Annotated in this window: 10 protein-coding genes; 2 read left to right on the top strand and 8 right to left on the bottom strand. The window is 51.9% G+C overall.

Features of this window, described 5'->3' with window-relative positions; genetic code table 11:
* Nucleotides 1-51 precede the first annotated feature (51 nt).
* The 5 genes from DUE52_RS15475 to DUE52_RS15455 all read right to left on the bottom strand — a co-directional run bounded on the left by DUE52_RS15475 (nt 52) and on the right by DUE52_RS15455 (nt 9,169).
* Nucleotides 52-3,168, bottom strand: a complete 3,117-nt coding sequence (locus DUE52_RS15475; RefSeq protein WP_114406938.1) for an efflux RND transporter permease subunit — start codon at nt 3,166-3,168, stop codon at nt 52-54.
* Nucleotides 3,169-3,281: 113 nt separating this feature from the next.
* Nucleotides 3,282-4,496 carry an efflux RND transporter periplasmic adaptor subunit gene (locus DUE52_RS15470; protein WP_114406937.1) on the bottom strand — a complete coding sequence of 405 codons (1,215 nt, stop codon included), beginning with the start codon at nt 4,494-4,496 and terminating at the stop codon, nt 3,282-3,284.
* A 24-nt stretch (nt 4,497-4,520) separates the two neighbouring features.
* Nucleotides 4,521-5,795: a TolC family protein gene (locus DUE52_RS15465; RefSeq protein WP_114406936.1), complete on the bottom strand. Its 1,275-nt coding sequence runs from the start codon at nt 5,793-5,795 to the stop codon at nt 4,521-4,523.
* Nucleotides 5,796-5,882: 87 nt separating this feature from the next.
* Nucleotides 5,883-6,248, bottom strand: coding sequence for a hypothetical protein (locus DUE52_RS15460; RefSeq protein WP_114406935.1), 366 nt, complete (start codon nt 6,246-6,248; stop codon nt 5,883-5,885).
* Nucleotides 6,249-6,466: 218 nt separating this feature from the next.
* Entirely contained in the window at nt 6,467-9,169 is a 2,703-nt protein-coding gene (locus tag DUE52_RS15455; RefSeq protein WP_114407091.1) for a DUF5686 and carboxypeptidase regulatory-like domain-containing protein, read from the bottom strand.
* Between the two features lie 195 nt (nt 9,170-9,364).
* Here DUE52_RS15455 and DUE52_RS15450 point away from each other — a divergent pair, with 195 nt between their 5' ends.
* Nucleotides 9,365-10,726 carry a M24 family metallopeptidase gene (locus DUE52_RS15450; protein WP_114406934.1) on the top strand — a complete coding sequence of 454 codons (1,362 nt, stop codon included), beginning with the start codon at nt 9,365-9,367 and terminating at the stop codon, nt 10,724-10,726.
* A gap of 206 nt (nt 10,727-10,932) precedes the next feature.
* Here DUE52_RS15450 and DUE52_RS32110 read toward each other — a convergent pair whose 3' ends face one another.
* The 3 genes from DUE52_RS32110 to fbaA form a co-directional block, all read right to left on the bottom strand.
* Entirely contained in the window at nt 10,933-11,151 is a 219-nt protein-coding gene (locus DUE52_RS32110; RefSeq protein ID WP_133299849.1) for a hypothetical protein, read from the bottom strand.
* Nucleotides 11,152-11,633: 482 nt separating this feature from the next.
* Complete coding sequence (locus DUE52_RS32435) at nt 11,634-11,786, bottom strand: class I lanthipeptide (protein WP_165840948.1); 153 nt, start codon at nt 11,784-11,786, stop codon at nt 11,634-11,636.
* 262 nt (nt 11,787-12,048) lie between these two features.
* A complete protein-coding gene (gene fbaA, locus DUE52_RS15445; protein ID WP_114406933.1) occupies nt 12,049-13,128 on the bottom strand; it encodes a class II fructose-bisphosphate aldolase in 1,080 nt (359 codons plus the stop codon).
* 242 nt (nt 13,129-13,370) lie between these two features.
* On the opposite strand from fbaA, the gene DUE52_RS15440 reads away from it, so the two are divergent.
* Nucleotides 13,371-14,999, top strand: a complete 1,629-nt coding sequence (locus DUE52_RS15440) for a tannase/feruloyl esterase family alpha/beta hydrolase (RefSeq protein WP_114406932.1) — start codon at nt 13,371-13,373, stop codon at nt 14,997-14,999.
* The last annotated feature ends 174 nt before the right edge of the window (nt 15,000-15,173 follow it).

Raw genomic sequence — 15,173 nt, 5'->3', positions numbered from 1 at the left:
CCAAAGTTGGCGGGTCTGTACCGATTCTCTTAAAACATTGCCAAAATACTTTTAAACGGGCGCCAGGGTTTTCGGCCGATAGAACACATAAAAGACCAGCGGAAAGATGAAAAGCGTTAAGAACGTGGCGGTTATCAGACCACCGATGACCACAATCGCCAGCGGTTTGGACGTTTCGGACCCGATGCCGGTGGAAATAGCCGCCGGAATGAGTCCAATGGCCGCCATCATGGCCGTCATCACCACCGGCCGCACCCGCGAAATGACGCCCTGTTTAATGGAGTCGTTGAGACTGAGTCGGTTGTGCAGGTTCTTCTTGAACACCGAGATCAGAATCACGCCGTTCTGAATACAGATTCCGAACAGTGCGATGAAGCCAATACCGGCCGAAATGCTGAAATTGACGTGGGTAATGAGCAATGCCGCAATGCCGCCGATGATGGCAAAGGGCACGTTGAACAAAACCAGCCCGGCGTCTTTGACGTTACCGAACAACACAAACAGAATGAAGAAAATGCCGAGCAAGCTGAGCGGGACGACCTGTTCCAGCCGGGCGGTGGCCCGTTGCTGGTTTTCAAAATCCCCCGCCCATTTGATCGAGTAGCCCTGCGGCAGTTTGACGTTGGCGGTCACTTTCTGCTGTGCTTCGGCCACGGCGCTGCCCATGTCGCGACCCCGAACCGAGAACTTCACCGCGCCGTAGCGTTGGTTGCCTTCGCGGTAGATCAGGATCGGGCCGGTCTGGGTGTAAATCTTGGCGATTTCCTTGATTGGGATCTGCGAACCGTTGTTGGTCGGCACCATCAGATTGCCAATTTCGGCTTCGTTGGAGCGGAATGGCTGGTCGTAGCGAATCCGGAGGTCAAACTTCCGTTCGCCTTCGTAAATCTGCGTGGCGGCTTTTCCGCCGATGGCCATTTCGACCACGGTTTGGGCGTTGGCTTTATCGACGCCGTAAAGTGCTAACTTCTGTTCGTCCAGCTCGATCCGCAGTTCCGGCTGACCAATGTTGCGGATCACGCCGAGGTCAGTGATGCCATTGACGGTGGCCAGTTGCTTCTGGATTTCGTTGGATTTATGTTCCAATGTGTACAAATCGGGGCCGTAAACCTTGACCGCAATGGAACCTTTGACGCCCGAAACCGCTTCGGCCACGTTGTCCATAATCGGCTGAGAAAAGCCGAAATCGACGCCCGGAAAAACCGCCAGCTTTTTCTGCATTTGACTGATTAACTGGGCTTTTGAAATGGCGCTTCCGGGCCGACGTTCGGTCCATTCTTCTTTCGGGAAAATGCTGACCAGAAATTCGATGTTGTAAAAACCGGTGGGGTCGGTGCCGTCGTTGGGGCGGCCGGTTTGCGAAATGACGCCCTTCACTTCCGGAAACTGCTCGAAAACGTGCCGCATTTGCGTGGTCAGTTTGACGGATTCGGGCAATGAAATGCTCATCGGCATGCTGGCCCGGACGTAAATCGAGCCTTCGTCCAGTTCTGGCAAAAACTCTGTTCCGAGCAATTTGAAACCCGACAAACCCACCACGACCAAACCCAGAGCAACCAACAAACTCAGTTTTTTGTGCGCAAAGGTGAAGCCGAACGTTTTGGTCGCGTATTTCGTGATGACGTTGACCACCGGATTGTGTTTTTCCCGAACGTTGGTTTTCAGCAGAAAACTCGCCAGAACCGGCACCAGTGTCAGGGTAAAAATCAACGCCCCCAGCAAGGCAAAACCGAGTGTCCAGGCCAGCGGGGAGAACATTTTCCCTTCCACTTTCTGGAACGAAAAGATGGGAATCAAACAGGTGATGATGATCAGTTTGGAGAAGAAAATCGCCTTGCCCATTTCCGTTCCGGTTTTTCGCAACACGCTGAGTTTGGCGAGTTTATTGAATTTCGGCATCCCGTTGTGCAAGGCCATTTCGTCCAGCGTAACAAAAATCCCTTCCACCATCACCACCGCGCCGTCGACAATAATCCCGAAGTCGATGGCCCCCATCGAGAGCAGGTTGGCCGACATGCCTTTCAGCCGCAGACAGATGAACGCGAAGAGCAACGCCAGCGGAATGACGATGGAGACAATGATCGTGGTTCGCCAGTCGGCCATGAACAGGAACACGATGACTGTCACGAAAACCAGTCCTTCAATCAGGTTATGCGTCACGGTGTGCGTGGCAAAATGAATCAGGGTTTCCCGGTTATAAAACGTGTCGATCTGTACATCCGACGGCAAAATGCTGGTGTTCAGCTCGTTGATTTTTGCCTTAACGTTTTCGATCACTTCGCTGGGGTTTTCGCCCTTGCGCATCACGACGATGCATTCGACCACATCGTTCTGGTTGTCGCGCCCGGCTTGTCCCAACCGCGGCAGCGCCGATTCCGAAACCTGGGCCACGTTCCGCACCATGATTGGCGTTCCGTTGGCGTTTTTGATGATGACGTTGCCAATGTCCTGGCTGTTTTTCAGCAAACCGATGCCGCGAACCACGTACGCTTCCGAGTTTTTCTCGATCACATCACCCCCGACATTCATGTTGGAATTGGCGACGGCCTGATACAGTTGCAGGGGCGTAATGCCGTAGTCGAGCAACCGGCGCGGATCGACCGAGATTTCGTACGTCTTCGCTTCACCCCCGAAACTGACGACATCGGCCACCCCCGGCACACTTTTCAGTTGACGGTCGATCAGCCAGTCCTGCATGGTTTTCAGTTCGCGACTGGTGCGGGTGCTGCTTTTGAGGGTGTAGCGGAAAATTTCGCCGGTCGGGCCGTAGGGCGGTTGCACATCCGGTTTGACGCCATCGGGAATGTCGATGCTGCCCAACAAATTATTGACCTGCTGGCGGGCAAACGCATCGTCGACACCGTCTTCAAACATGATTTTGACGACGGATAAACCAAACAGCGTGGTCGAGCGGATGTCGGTTTTTTTCTGAACCGAATTCAATCCAATCTCAATCGGAATCGTGACAAACTTCTCAATTTCTTCCGCACTCCGGCCCGGCCATTGCGTGATGATGGTAATCTGGGTGTTGGTAACGTCCGGGAAAGCTTCAATGGGCGTGTTCTGGTAGCTGACAAAACCCGCAACCACCGCCAGTGCCATCAGGAAGAAGATAAAAAACCGGTTCTTCAGCGAGAACGAGATGATATTTTTGATGAACTTGTTCATGGGAGTTCAATGATAGAATGAGTGAATGAGCGAATGAGTGAATAGGCTCCGCCAGATGGTTTGTTATTCACTCACCGCGCGGGCGGCCCCGTCTATCATTCGCTCATTCAAAATTAATTACCTAAGGCATTGTAAATCAGCAGTTGATTTTGTTTCACGACGCGGTCGCCGGGTTTCAGGCCGCTGTTGAGGTAGGTGATGTCGCCGATGGTTTTGAAAAGATCGACTTCGCGCACTACCGGCTGATTCCGGGAGTTGACGGCCACAACGAAATTGCGGCTTTTGTCGAACACAATGGCTTTGGCCGGAATGCCGACCCGTTGTTCGTGACCAGCATACTCCACCCGCACATTGGCGAACATTTCCGGTTTCAGCGTAAAATCGGTGTTTGAAAGCGTCACCCGCACTTTCATGGTTTTGCTTTCGGGGTCGAGGACGCTGAAGATTTTATCGATTTTTCCTTTAAAAATCCGGTCGGGATAGGAGAGGGTCGTGATCGTCGCATTGAAGCCTTCTTTCACGTTAGCCAGATCGGATTCATAGACGTTGGCCAGCACCCAGACCTGGTCGAGATTCGAAATTGTGAACAGATTCTCGGGATCGTCCGAACGAAGTTCCATACCCTGAGCCGCATTTTTTTCGACCACAAAACCGTCAACCGGCGCTTTTACGACATAAATGGAACCCGACCCGCCGAGGATGCTTTTGCGTTCTGCCACCCGATTGACCTCACCCTGAGCGGCTTGCATCTGTTCGCGGGCGGCAATGAGGTCTTTCTGGGCCGTCAAACCGGCTTTCGACATGTCTTCCGTTACCTGAAGGTTTTTCCGGGCCACGGCCAGTTGCCCTTTCGCCGAAATCGCCTGCTGGGCGAGGTCCGCCATGTCGCCGGAACGGATGACGGCCAGCACCTGACCGCGTTTCACGTAGTCGCCGAGGTCGGTTTTTACTTCTTCAATATGACCGCCCACCAGCGGAAACACTTTCACCACCTTGTCCTGGTTGAAGGTGATTTTGCCGGTCAGGTTCAGTTCATTATTGACAGGCAGCAGCCGGGCCGTATCCAGTTTGGCGGTGGCCAATAGGTTGACTTTCTGATTTGTCGCTTCGTCGGCGTTGTCTTCGGGATTGGCTGAGGATTGGCAGCCGGTGAGGGCGATTGCCATTAGGAGAGGTGCCAAAATGGGTATAAACAGCTTGCTTTTGAAAACTTTGCGGATGCTGCGAATCGCAGCGGGGTCGCCCGGCGATTCGCGACAGGATGGGTCGGGATTATAAATCCCGACCAGCGACAACTTCAATGTTTTTAAGAGATGATTCGTTTTCATGAGGAGTCGGTTTAAAACCGGGTCTTATTTCGTGAATAGGGTAGTGCCGACGGCAAAATTGAGTTCTTCCAGACTTTGCATCCGGTCGTTTTGCAGTTGGTTGTATTGAATCTGGCTGGACTTGAAGGAGTCGAAGAAGTCCAGAAATTCGACCACGTCGATGTTTTGTTTCCGGTAATTGGTCGTGACGCCCTCGATCAGTCGGCTAAAGTCGCCGTTGAATTTCTGGTCGAACGTGCGGTAGACCTGGTCGGTTTGCTGCACTTTTTTAAACGCCCGCTGCACATCGCTTTCAACCTGAATCGTGTAAGCATCCGTGGCTTGCTGGCTGCTCTGCGTCCGAATAGCAGCGGCTTTGATGTTGCCCTGATTTTTATTGAAAACCGGCAGATTGATGCCGACGCCGATCCCCACGTAGTTTGGAATGTAGCCCGCGTTGCGGTCGTAGGTGGCCTGCACCGACAGATCCGGAACGGCCAGGGCCTTCTGCAACGCCAGATTCTGCTTTTCCTGATTGGCCTGATCCCGGAACGCTTTGAGGTCGTAGCGGTTTTCTTCGGCGGTTTTAATCAGCTCATTCAGATTGAGTTGACCGACAGCAGGCTGAACAGCCTCCGTATTTTCCAGCACGGGTTGTAGGGTGATTGAAGGGCTGGCATTCAGTAAGACAGCCAGATCGGCCTGGTCGTCGGTCAATTTCCGGAGCAGTTGCTGACGCTCTGAGGTCAGGTTGAACAGGTAGGCTTTCAGCCGGGTCAGGTCTTTCAGCGGCACATTGCCTTTGTCGTATTGCTGCTGAAATAAGCTGACGGTTTGCCGGAGCGTGCCTGTTTCCTGTTCGTAGACCTGGAGCGCCTGCTGCGTATAATACAGGTCGTAAAACGTGGTTCGTAGTTGGTAGTTCAGCGTCCGCAGCAGGTCATAGAACCGGTCGTTCGCCAGTTCGGTATTGGTGCGGGCAATCGCGAGTTGTTTGTTCCGTTTGCCAGCCAGCAGCAGCAATTGCTGCAATTGGACTACCTGCTCCGAATTCCGCTGCCGCAGCGGCATCACTTCCTTCGTTTGGGCGTTGTACGGCATCTGTTCAATGTAGAGGCTCGGATTGTTCCAGAGTTTCGCCTGAAACTCGTAGGCCTGGTTTTCATTGATGCCCAGTTTGGTCGCCATCAGTTGCAAATTGTTCTGACGGAACTGTGCTTCGGCCTGGGCGAGCGTCAGCCGCAGGGTATCGCTTTGGGCAAACGAAACCGTTGGACAACTGACCAAGCACCCAAACACGAAAAGAAGAATCCTTTTCATGATGAATTGTATGTGTGTTTTAAGAGCGTACTACGCCGAATGGCGGTAAAAAATGGGAGGCACTGGGGCAAAATCAGCCCGGAGTAGTTAAACCGAAGGGATGCGTAACGAGCAGAATAACAGGTAATAAGGCTGGGATAACCCCGCCCATGTGGTAACTGTAATCCGCAAAATGGGTTGGAGCAGCACCAGCGCCATCAGCAGACCTGGCAAAGCAACCGGAAGCGATGGCAAAAAATCAGAATGGTCGCGCAGCGAGGTTTGCTCGTCTTCGTCCTGAACCAGAAAAACGACTGAGTCGGGAATCGGATGGGCTTTGTGGGTATCCCGGAGAACGGTGGTCTGGACGTTTGGCGCTGGGGTAAAAACCGAGTCGGCTACCGCCGGGTAGACCCGGAATAGTACCGCCCAAATCAGGCTGACCGTTAGCGTTATGTGGTGGATAAGACCCATTGTCTGGCTTTGCTTGCCACAAACTAAGCCCGACGGGATTTAAAGCGAATGAAATTTTTGTTAAAAGGGCGTTAAAAATACCCTGTTAGCGGTCGAAGACCCTGACAGCGGTATTTTTAACGCCCTTTTAACCATGGTTTTGAACGGGTCGACTGCTCATGAGGTCTACAACCGCTGTCAGGGTCTCCAACCGTATCGACGGCCCGGCGCTGACAGGGTTACCGAAACTTCAACGTCGTGCCGATCCGGAAACCAAGTTTCTGGTACTGCCAATCCTGCCACTGCGAAATCACTTCGACGCGGAAGAACGGGAAAATACCCGGAATCAGGCCGTCCAGGGCGTAGCCAACTTCGGTGTAATTTTTGGAATTGGGTGTGCCGAGGTAGTGGACAAACAGGTTTTCCTTCAAACCCGTCAAACGAACGAGCGTTAGTTGGGTAATCAGAAATTTGCGGTATTCCATCAGTACGTGGCCTTCCACAAACCGCTTTCCGGTGCTGTACTGATAATACGGCAACATCCGGAAAATGGACGTCGGGTCGCCCTGTTGCAGGAAAAACTCGTTGCCCTGAAAATGCTTGAAATCCGGGAAGAAGACGGTTTTGTCGTTCAGAAAACCGCCCGCCGATACGTTGTAACTCAGCCGACTCCGAATACCGGTTTCGAACGAATGACTCAGACCAGCCTGGACAAAATCATAATCCACATCACTAACTTCGGTGTTGCCGGAATTGAACGGAACCCCTTTCCGGTAGTTTAGCGTCAGTTCGGGGCTGTTGTTGCGACTCGCCACGCGCCGACCATTCCGAATCCGGTAGCGCGTAGCCGCCAGTTTTCCCGAAACCGCCAGATTGAGCGTCAGTGCCTGATTCACCGGGAAAGCACCGGATCCCAGCTCGGCGTTGGTGGGCCGGTTGGGGGTGTAACTGAACTGATTCCAGTCGATCCATGGTTTCAGGTTTTCCTTATAATTCGCCAGTTCCGTCCGTTCGGCGTATTCCAGACTCCCGGAAACATTGATCCGGTTCTCGAACGGACGGGCCGAAATGCCCAGACGCAGGAAGTCGCGCTGGTAAAGCTTGGCGTAATTTTTTTCGAATAACAACGATGTTACCGAGTTGAGGAACGGACTAATGGGTTCATTGGGATTAAACTGGTTTACCCAGCGCCCGCCCATGATGCCAATGCTGGTACCTTTATAGGTGTAGCCAATACTTCCCGTACCGATCAACCGCTTCATCCCAAATTCGTAACGTCCCGCCCCGCCAATCGTCAGGTCGGGCGTCGGTTTGTTCACCACCCGCCGGCGGGTGGAGTCGCGTTCCGGTTTTCGGAGAAAATACCGCAGTCGTAGTCCCATATCAAAGGTGTAACCTTCCACGGTGTTGTAATAAATTTTCTGGAGCGGGCTGTCCCAGGTGAGCGCGGTACGATTCGTGAAATTCCAGGTGTTGCCCGAAATCAACTGGCCGGGTTTGAACGTTTTGCTCGACCGGTTTTTCTTCGTCGAATCGCGGACGGCTTTGGTGCTGTCTTTCTGCACTTCAATCTTCCGGACAATTTTCAGGCTGTCCCGCTTGACGTAACTAATCCGTTCGGCCGAGGTCAGCGGAACCGTCCGCAGAGAATCCCAGAAGGCGTTGCTGCGTTTACCGGCCAGCGAGTCAATGACCGTGGAGTCGTTGCGGGAAACTTCCACTTCTTCCTTGCGTTCTTTCTTGGCCTGGTATTCCTGTTTTTCGTATTCTTTCAGCAGTTTTTTGAAGTCTTTGGTCGAATATTCCTTCTGTTTGGCAATTTTATCCTCCAGTTTCTGCCCCTTTATATCCTTGTTGGAGAGCGAAACCGCCGGTTTTTCAAACTTCTCGTCCACAATTTTAACATCCTCTACAAACGCCGGATTGACTTTCAGGCTATTGAACGTCTGGCTGATAATAAATTGGGCGTTGCCGGCCGCCCCCATGATTTTTCCGTCCAGGTTATACCGCTGATTGACCGGCAACCAGACGTTTTGCACCGGGCTGTAGACCTGCCGGATTTTGATGTCGAAGCCCAGCGGATTGCGGGTTTCCAACTGCAAACTGTGAATGGCCCAACTGTTTTCGATGATGAAAATAGTGCCCCGAAAAACACCTTCGCCGTAGGCCCGCGGATTGACCTGAATCTTGCTGACGTCGATCCCACGCTCACTGAATGTGCCCTGGTATTCAAATTTGTAATAAGCAAACGCTTTCGGCGACAGGGGCGAAACCGCGTTGTTGACCTCCGGGCGGTAGAAACTCGTTAGAAAATAATCGCTCACCGAAATGTTGTCGCCCATCGAATTGCGGGTCGCCATCAGGCGGTAGCGGTAGGTGTTGGGTTGTTTGAAGGTCACTTCCGAAACCGACTCGTACAGCATCGGAACGCCGATTTTAAAACCTTCCTTTTCGGCTTCCTTTAACTGTTTTCGATACATAAATTGCATCGGCAAGTCCGTAATCGTGAAGGTCGTTTTGGTATAGGCTTTGGCCGTGTAACTCATCACCTGCAACTCGTGGTAGCGGGCTTTGGCAATGGCCCGGCGCATGATGCTGTAGGCGGGGTCTTCCTTGCCCTCGCGGGCCTGCACTTCCTGCAACCGAAACGCCTGTTCCTCCATCGTAACGTCGACGGTTTGCCAGTCGCTGCCAATTTCGACGGCTTTTTCCTGCGCCTGAAAACCCAAATACTGGAAAACCACGGCGTATTTCCCCGGTTTTAGCGGCACTTCATACCGGCCTTCCGAATTGGTAATGGCCCCGCTCGACGTACCCTTGACCACGATAGCCGCATAAGGCAGCACCTCGCCTTTGGACGTTTTGATCGTTCCCCGGATACCTTGAGCCGGTACCAGATTTATAAAAAAGAAGAAGATGAAAATCGTAAGAATGTATTTCATAAACATACGGTAAGCGAACGGAGTGGAAAATACCCATTCTGTAAAAAGGAGACAACCCCTTTGTAACGGTTTTTTCGACGGACAGCGGTATGTGAAGCGATCTATTTTCCTGCAAGATGCCGAAATATAGCCTACCGTTGCTCACCAGAGCGGAAAATCCGTATTTTTAACGAATAATAACATTTCACTTCATCTATGCACCACCGTCTCCTTTCGCTCTTTCTACTTCTTTTTTCGGCCTGCGGTTTAGCCGCCCAACCGCTTTCTCCTTCCACCATCCTGAACGAGCGCGAACGGGCGCGGGTGGTCGATGAAATCCTGGAAGATCGCTTCAACAACCTGCTGCCTCAGTTGATGCGCCGGGAGGGCATTGATATGTGGGTGATCATTTCGCGGGAATACAACGAAGACCCGGTTCTGAAAACCATGTTGCCCAGCACGTGGCTGTCGGCCCGTCGCCGGACGATCATGGTTTTTTTCGATCAGGGGGGCGATAAAGGCGTGGAAAAACTGGCGATTGCCCGCTATGATGTCGGCAATCTGCTCAAAGGGGCCTGGGACATCGATGTCCGGCCCAACCAGTGGGAGGCACTCGTGAAAATTATTCAGGACCGCAAGCCGAAGAAAATCGGGCTGAACTTCTCCAAAAACTACGCCCATGCCGATGGCCTGACCTTTACGGAACACGGTGAATTTCTGGAAAAATTACCGGCAGAAGATCAGAAAAAGCTGGTTTCGGCCGAGAAACTCTCAGTGGGCTGGCTGGAAACGCGGACGGAGAAGGAAATGGCCATTTACCCGCTCATCTGCCGGTTATCGCATCAGATCATTCAGGAAGGCTTTTCGGAACAGGTCATTCAGCCCGGCGTCACCACGACCGAGGATGTGGTGTGGTGGTTTCGCCAGCGGATTACCGAACTCGGTCTGGAAACCTGGTTTCATCCGACGGTGGATGTGCAGGGAAGTGGATCGCCCAAAGACTTCGATCACCTCAAAACCTTCTCCAAACGCCCCGCCGGTCAGGTGATTATGCCCGGCGATCTGCTGCACGTCGATTTTGGCATCACCTACCTGCGGCTCAACACCGACCAGCAGCAACATGCCTACATTCTGCGCCCCGGCGAGACTGAGGTTCCGGAAGTGTTGCGCAAGGCCTTTCAGCAGGGAAACCGGTTGCAGGACATCCTGACGGAACGCTACAAAGCCGGAAAAACCGGGAACCAAATGCTACTCGAAGCCCTGGAACAGGCGAAGAAGGAGGGCATTCGGGGAACGATTTATACGCATCCGATCGGCGTTCATGGTCATGCGGCTGGGCCGACCATCGGGATGTGGGATCAGCAGACAGGGGTTCCCGGCTCGGGCGATTATCCGTTGTATGCCAATACCGCCTATTCCATTGAACTCAATGCGGCAGTCGATGTGCCGGAGTGGAAGAAAACCGTGCGGATCATGCTGGAAGAAGACGGTTTTTTCGACGGACAGAACTTTCGCTATATCGACGGTCGGCAGACCGAGATTTTTACCATTCCCCGCAAATTATCGTATGTGAAATAAGACAATTGACAGTGTAGGGTATTTTCGTTAGAATGGCGGTTTGTGAAATGGTAAGAATTAAAGTTAAAACACGATGTTCGGCGGTATGATCAGTATATTATGTTTTTAATTTCACGCATAATCATACCTTAAAACGATATAGGCATGAATGATGAAATAGGAAAACTTTCGTTTCTTTACAAGATTAAAAGAAGCTTTCAAGGCCTTTAATCGGCACCGATTTTAACGAATTTTTTACGACAGCCCAGGCAACGATAGGTACGGGTGGGAACATAAAACAAAAGGCTCTTGACGAGCAGGGAGCGGGGAATACGTTCTGCTGCCGATTGATCGCGACCGCAGTGCGGGCATTCTTTCGTTGTCGTAAACCTACGGGAGATGGACATGACGTTCAGCGTCATGGATAAAAAAGATAAGGTTTTCATGGCACGTTTCGTAATGTTCCCTCAAGATACAGAATACGGAGATATTGCGATTACCTACACCCGGAGATAAATAGTAAATTCTTGATTAGTTTTTAGAAATTCCTTATTCCGTTCAATGCGCTTGAAAAGTAATCGTTGGAGTCGATTGGGTCGTCCCTACTTTAATGTAGAAAGGGTGGTGGTAAGTAACTAACCAACAGGTTACTAAAAAATCGCTATGTAATAATACAAACGTAGAAAAACTGGGATTTAAATGCGGTAATTGCCCATTCTTAATTGCTTTTTACTCGTGAATTAGGAGTAACTATCAGACTTGTTTATTCTGAAGCGAGATGCTATTTTCGAAAGCCTTCCAATGGATGTCAAAATGGGACTGTACGTTATGAAACAAAACAGCCGGGGTGGTCACCCATAAATCGGTGAACATCCCGGCCTTACCGATGCCGGACTAATCATTCGGGCAATCGTTCCAGAATCGCAGTTTATACCCGCACCGGACAACCTGGGGTATTGCTACCGCAGATGTCTTTGGAAATCAGTTGGGGGCGGCCACCGGCGATGTTCTCAGCCTGGGATTTTGATAGGGCGACAACTTGGTCGGTTTTCAGCGTAAGTTTTGATGGTTTCTTTTTCATAATGATGTGTGGTTGTTAGTGCCTACTCTATGCGGTTTTCGGCGTTTCCCGGTATGATTAACGGTTCAAAGTTGCAGCGGGAAAGGGGTGTTTTGTCAACCTATAGTACGGGACAGGACGAAATGGGGGAATGATCGGCCAAAAAGAAAGTCTGACCAGATGAATGAGCGAACGGTCGGGTTTGTCCGGTAAAGGCACAAAAAAAGAGTTACCAGTCTTTCGACTCATAACTCTTAATTCTAAACTCTTAATTCTAATCTCCTTACGCCAGTCGGTTGATGCAGTTTAGGTCTTCGAAAGCCACTTTTAAACGGCTCACCAGACTTTCTTCGCCCTTGCGCAACCAGACGCGCGGATCGTAGTATTTTTTGTTCGGAGAATCGGCACCCGCTGGGTTGCCCAACTGACCCTGCAAATAATCTTTATTGGCTTCGTAGTAGTTTTTAACCCCTTCCCAGGTAGCCCACTGAATATCGGTATCGATGTTCATCTTGATGGCACCGTAGCGGATGGCCTCCCGGATTTCTTCCCGGCTCGACCCCGAACCGCCGTGGAAAACGAAGTTGACGGGCAGCGGGCCGGTACTGAATTTTTCCTGAATATAATCCTGCGAATTTTTCAGAATGATTGGCGACAGCTTCACATTACCCGGTTTGTAAACGCCATGAACGTTTCCGAAAGCCGCAGCAATGGTGAAATTCGGAGAAATCTTCGACAGTTCTTCGTAGGCAAACGCCACTTCCGAAGGCTGCGTATACAGTTTCGAATCATCGACATCCGAGTTATCGACACCGTCTTCTTCACCACCCGTTACGCCCAGCTCAATTTCCAGCGTCATGCCGATTTTGGCCATCCGTTCGAAATATTTGGCGCAGATTTCGATGTTCTCTTCGATCGGTTCTTCCGACAAATCGAGCATGTGTGAGCTGTACAGCGGTTTTCCGGTCTGGTCGAAATGTTTCTCGCCAGCGTCCAGAAGTCCGTCGATCCAGGGCAGCAATTTCTTGGCACAGTGGTCGGTATGCAGAATGACGGGGACACCGTATAATTCGGCAATGTTATGAATGTGCAGGGCACCGGAAATGGAACCGGCAATGGCGGCTTGCTGATTGGCGTTCGACAGCGTCTTGCCCGCGTAGAAAATTCCACCACCGTTCGAGAACTGGATGATAACCGGCGAGTTGACGGCTTTTGCGGTTTCCAGAACAGCATTGACGGAGTTGGTACCGACAACATTGACCGCCGGAAGTGCATAGTCATTTTCGTTGGCATGACGGAAAATTTCGGTGACGCCCTCGCCCGTTATAACACCGGGCTTAAATCGGCTGGCTACTTCGCTCATAGTCAATAGGAATAAAATAGATTGCGTAAAGAAAAAATAGACTGATTTCGAGATGGTTAACCCATAGCGAATTCAGACTGCAAAGTACGATTTATTTTCTGAAAAGTTGTTTCGCGGAGTTGAGCGGAGGGGCGCAGAGTCAAGCGGAGTATTCTTTTTCTCTGCTTACCTCTCTTTTACTCCGCTCAACTCCGCGAAACAACTGTATCTTCTTTACCTTTGAATACACCCTTTGCCAACTCATGAAGCTCTCTAAAATTACCGTACTGCTTCTTGCTTTAAGCAGCAATCTTACCCTGTACGCCCAAACCGACAGCGCATCCTGTGCCTGTCAACAACTTGCCAGACAGACGTTTCCGGGAGCAACCATTACGACAGCCGAGTGTGTAGCCGCCGGAACGTTCAAAATGCCGGGCAGTGGCGTGTCGGTTCCCGATCTGCCCGCTTTCTGTCGGGTGGCGGCCACGCTGAAACCTACGCCAGAGTCGACTATCCGCATCGAAGTATGGCTTCCCCAAACCGGGTGGAATGGCCGGTTTCTGGGAACCGGTACGGGCGGGGGAGCCGGTTCGATTGCTTACGGTGCCCTGATCAATGGATTGAAGCGCGGTTTTGCGACCACCAACACCGACATGGGAACCTCCCCGAATGCGAATGAAGCCGTGGGTCACCCCGACCGCTGGGCGGATTTTGGCTACCGGGCCACGCACGAGATGACCAAAACCGCCAAAGCCATCACCCAGGCCCACTATCAAAAGTCGATCCAGCGCGCCTACTTCGCGGGTTGCTCGACCGGAGGGCAGCAGGCACTCATGGAAGCGCAACGGTATCCGGACGATTATGACGGTATTTTAGCGGGCGCACCCGCCAATAACCGTACCCATTTGCACACCGGTTTTGTCTGGAACTATAAGGTGACCAATCAGTTGGCAGGAAGTGCGTTTCTGCCGAAAGAGAAGATTGCGCTCATCACCCAGGCGGTGGTGAAAGCCTGTGCCGGGAAGGATGGCGGAGCGCCCGGCGACAATTTTCTGACCGACCCCCGGGCGTGCCGGTTTGATCCCGAAACGCTTCCCAAATGTCCAGTGGGCACCGACGACGGCACCTGCCTGACCAGCGCGCAACTGACCGCTCTGAAACAAGTATACGCCGGACCGACGAACCCCCGAACGGGCGAGCGAATTTATACGCCCCTGCCACTCGGGAGCGAAAACTCATCCGCCGGACTGGAATACCAGCAAAATCCGAAACAGGCTCCCGGTTCACTTTTTTATCAATACAAGTGGGTATTTGGCCCGAACTTCGATTACTCGGCTTTCGATTTCGACCGCGACCAGGACCGGATGGATTCGGTGCTGGCCCCGATCCTGAACGCCAACAATCCCGATTTGTCGTCCCTGAAAAAACGCGGGGGAAAGATTTTGATGTATGCCGGAACCGCGGATCCGCTCGTTCCGTACCAGAATGCCGTCACCTACTATGAGCGGGTGGTGGAAGCGCAGGGGAGCGCAAAGCAGACCACTGACTTTTTTCGGTTTTTTCTGATACCCGGCATGGCGCACTGCGGGGGAGGGCCGGGCCTGAACGACTGCGGGCAAAGTCTGGCACTGACGGTTCCGCAGGATCGGGATCACGACCTATTAACGGCTCTCATAAATTGGGTGGAGCAGGACAAGGCTCCCGATCAACTGATCGCTGTGGCTTACACCGGCGGAGTCGCCAGCAACGGCGTCCGGTTTCAACGCCCGATTTATCCGTATCCCAAACTGCCAACCTACAAGCGGGGGAACCCAAACGTTCCAGCCAGTTACCGGGGCGTCGCCTACCCAAAACGAGCGGTTCTGAGCCCGGCGAAGAAGTATTTGAGGTAATGAGTTATTTCGCGGAGTTGAGCGGAGGAGAGCAGAGTTAAGCGGAGTTATTAACTGATGTTACGCAGCCTTAGCCAATAGAGTAGATTGACTTTTGAGACTGTTTAGGTCTCGCATCGCCAATTTCATCGCGTTCATCGTCAGCAGTGATTTTAAAGCAAAATGATTTTTTGA

The sequence above is a fragment of the Larkinella punicea genome, from assembly GCF_003334855.1.
GTDB lineage: Bacteria > Bacteroidota > Bacteroidia > Cytophagales > Spirosomataceae > Larkinella > Larkinella punicea.
The sequence above is the reverse complement of the archived record's forward strand: the minus strand, read 5'-3'. Positions and strand labels throughout refer to the sequence as shown.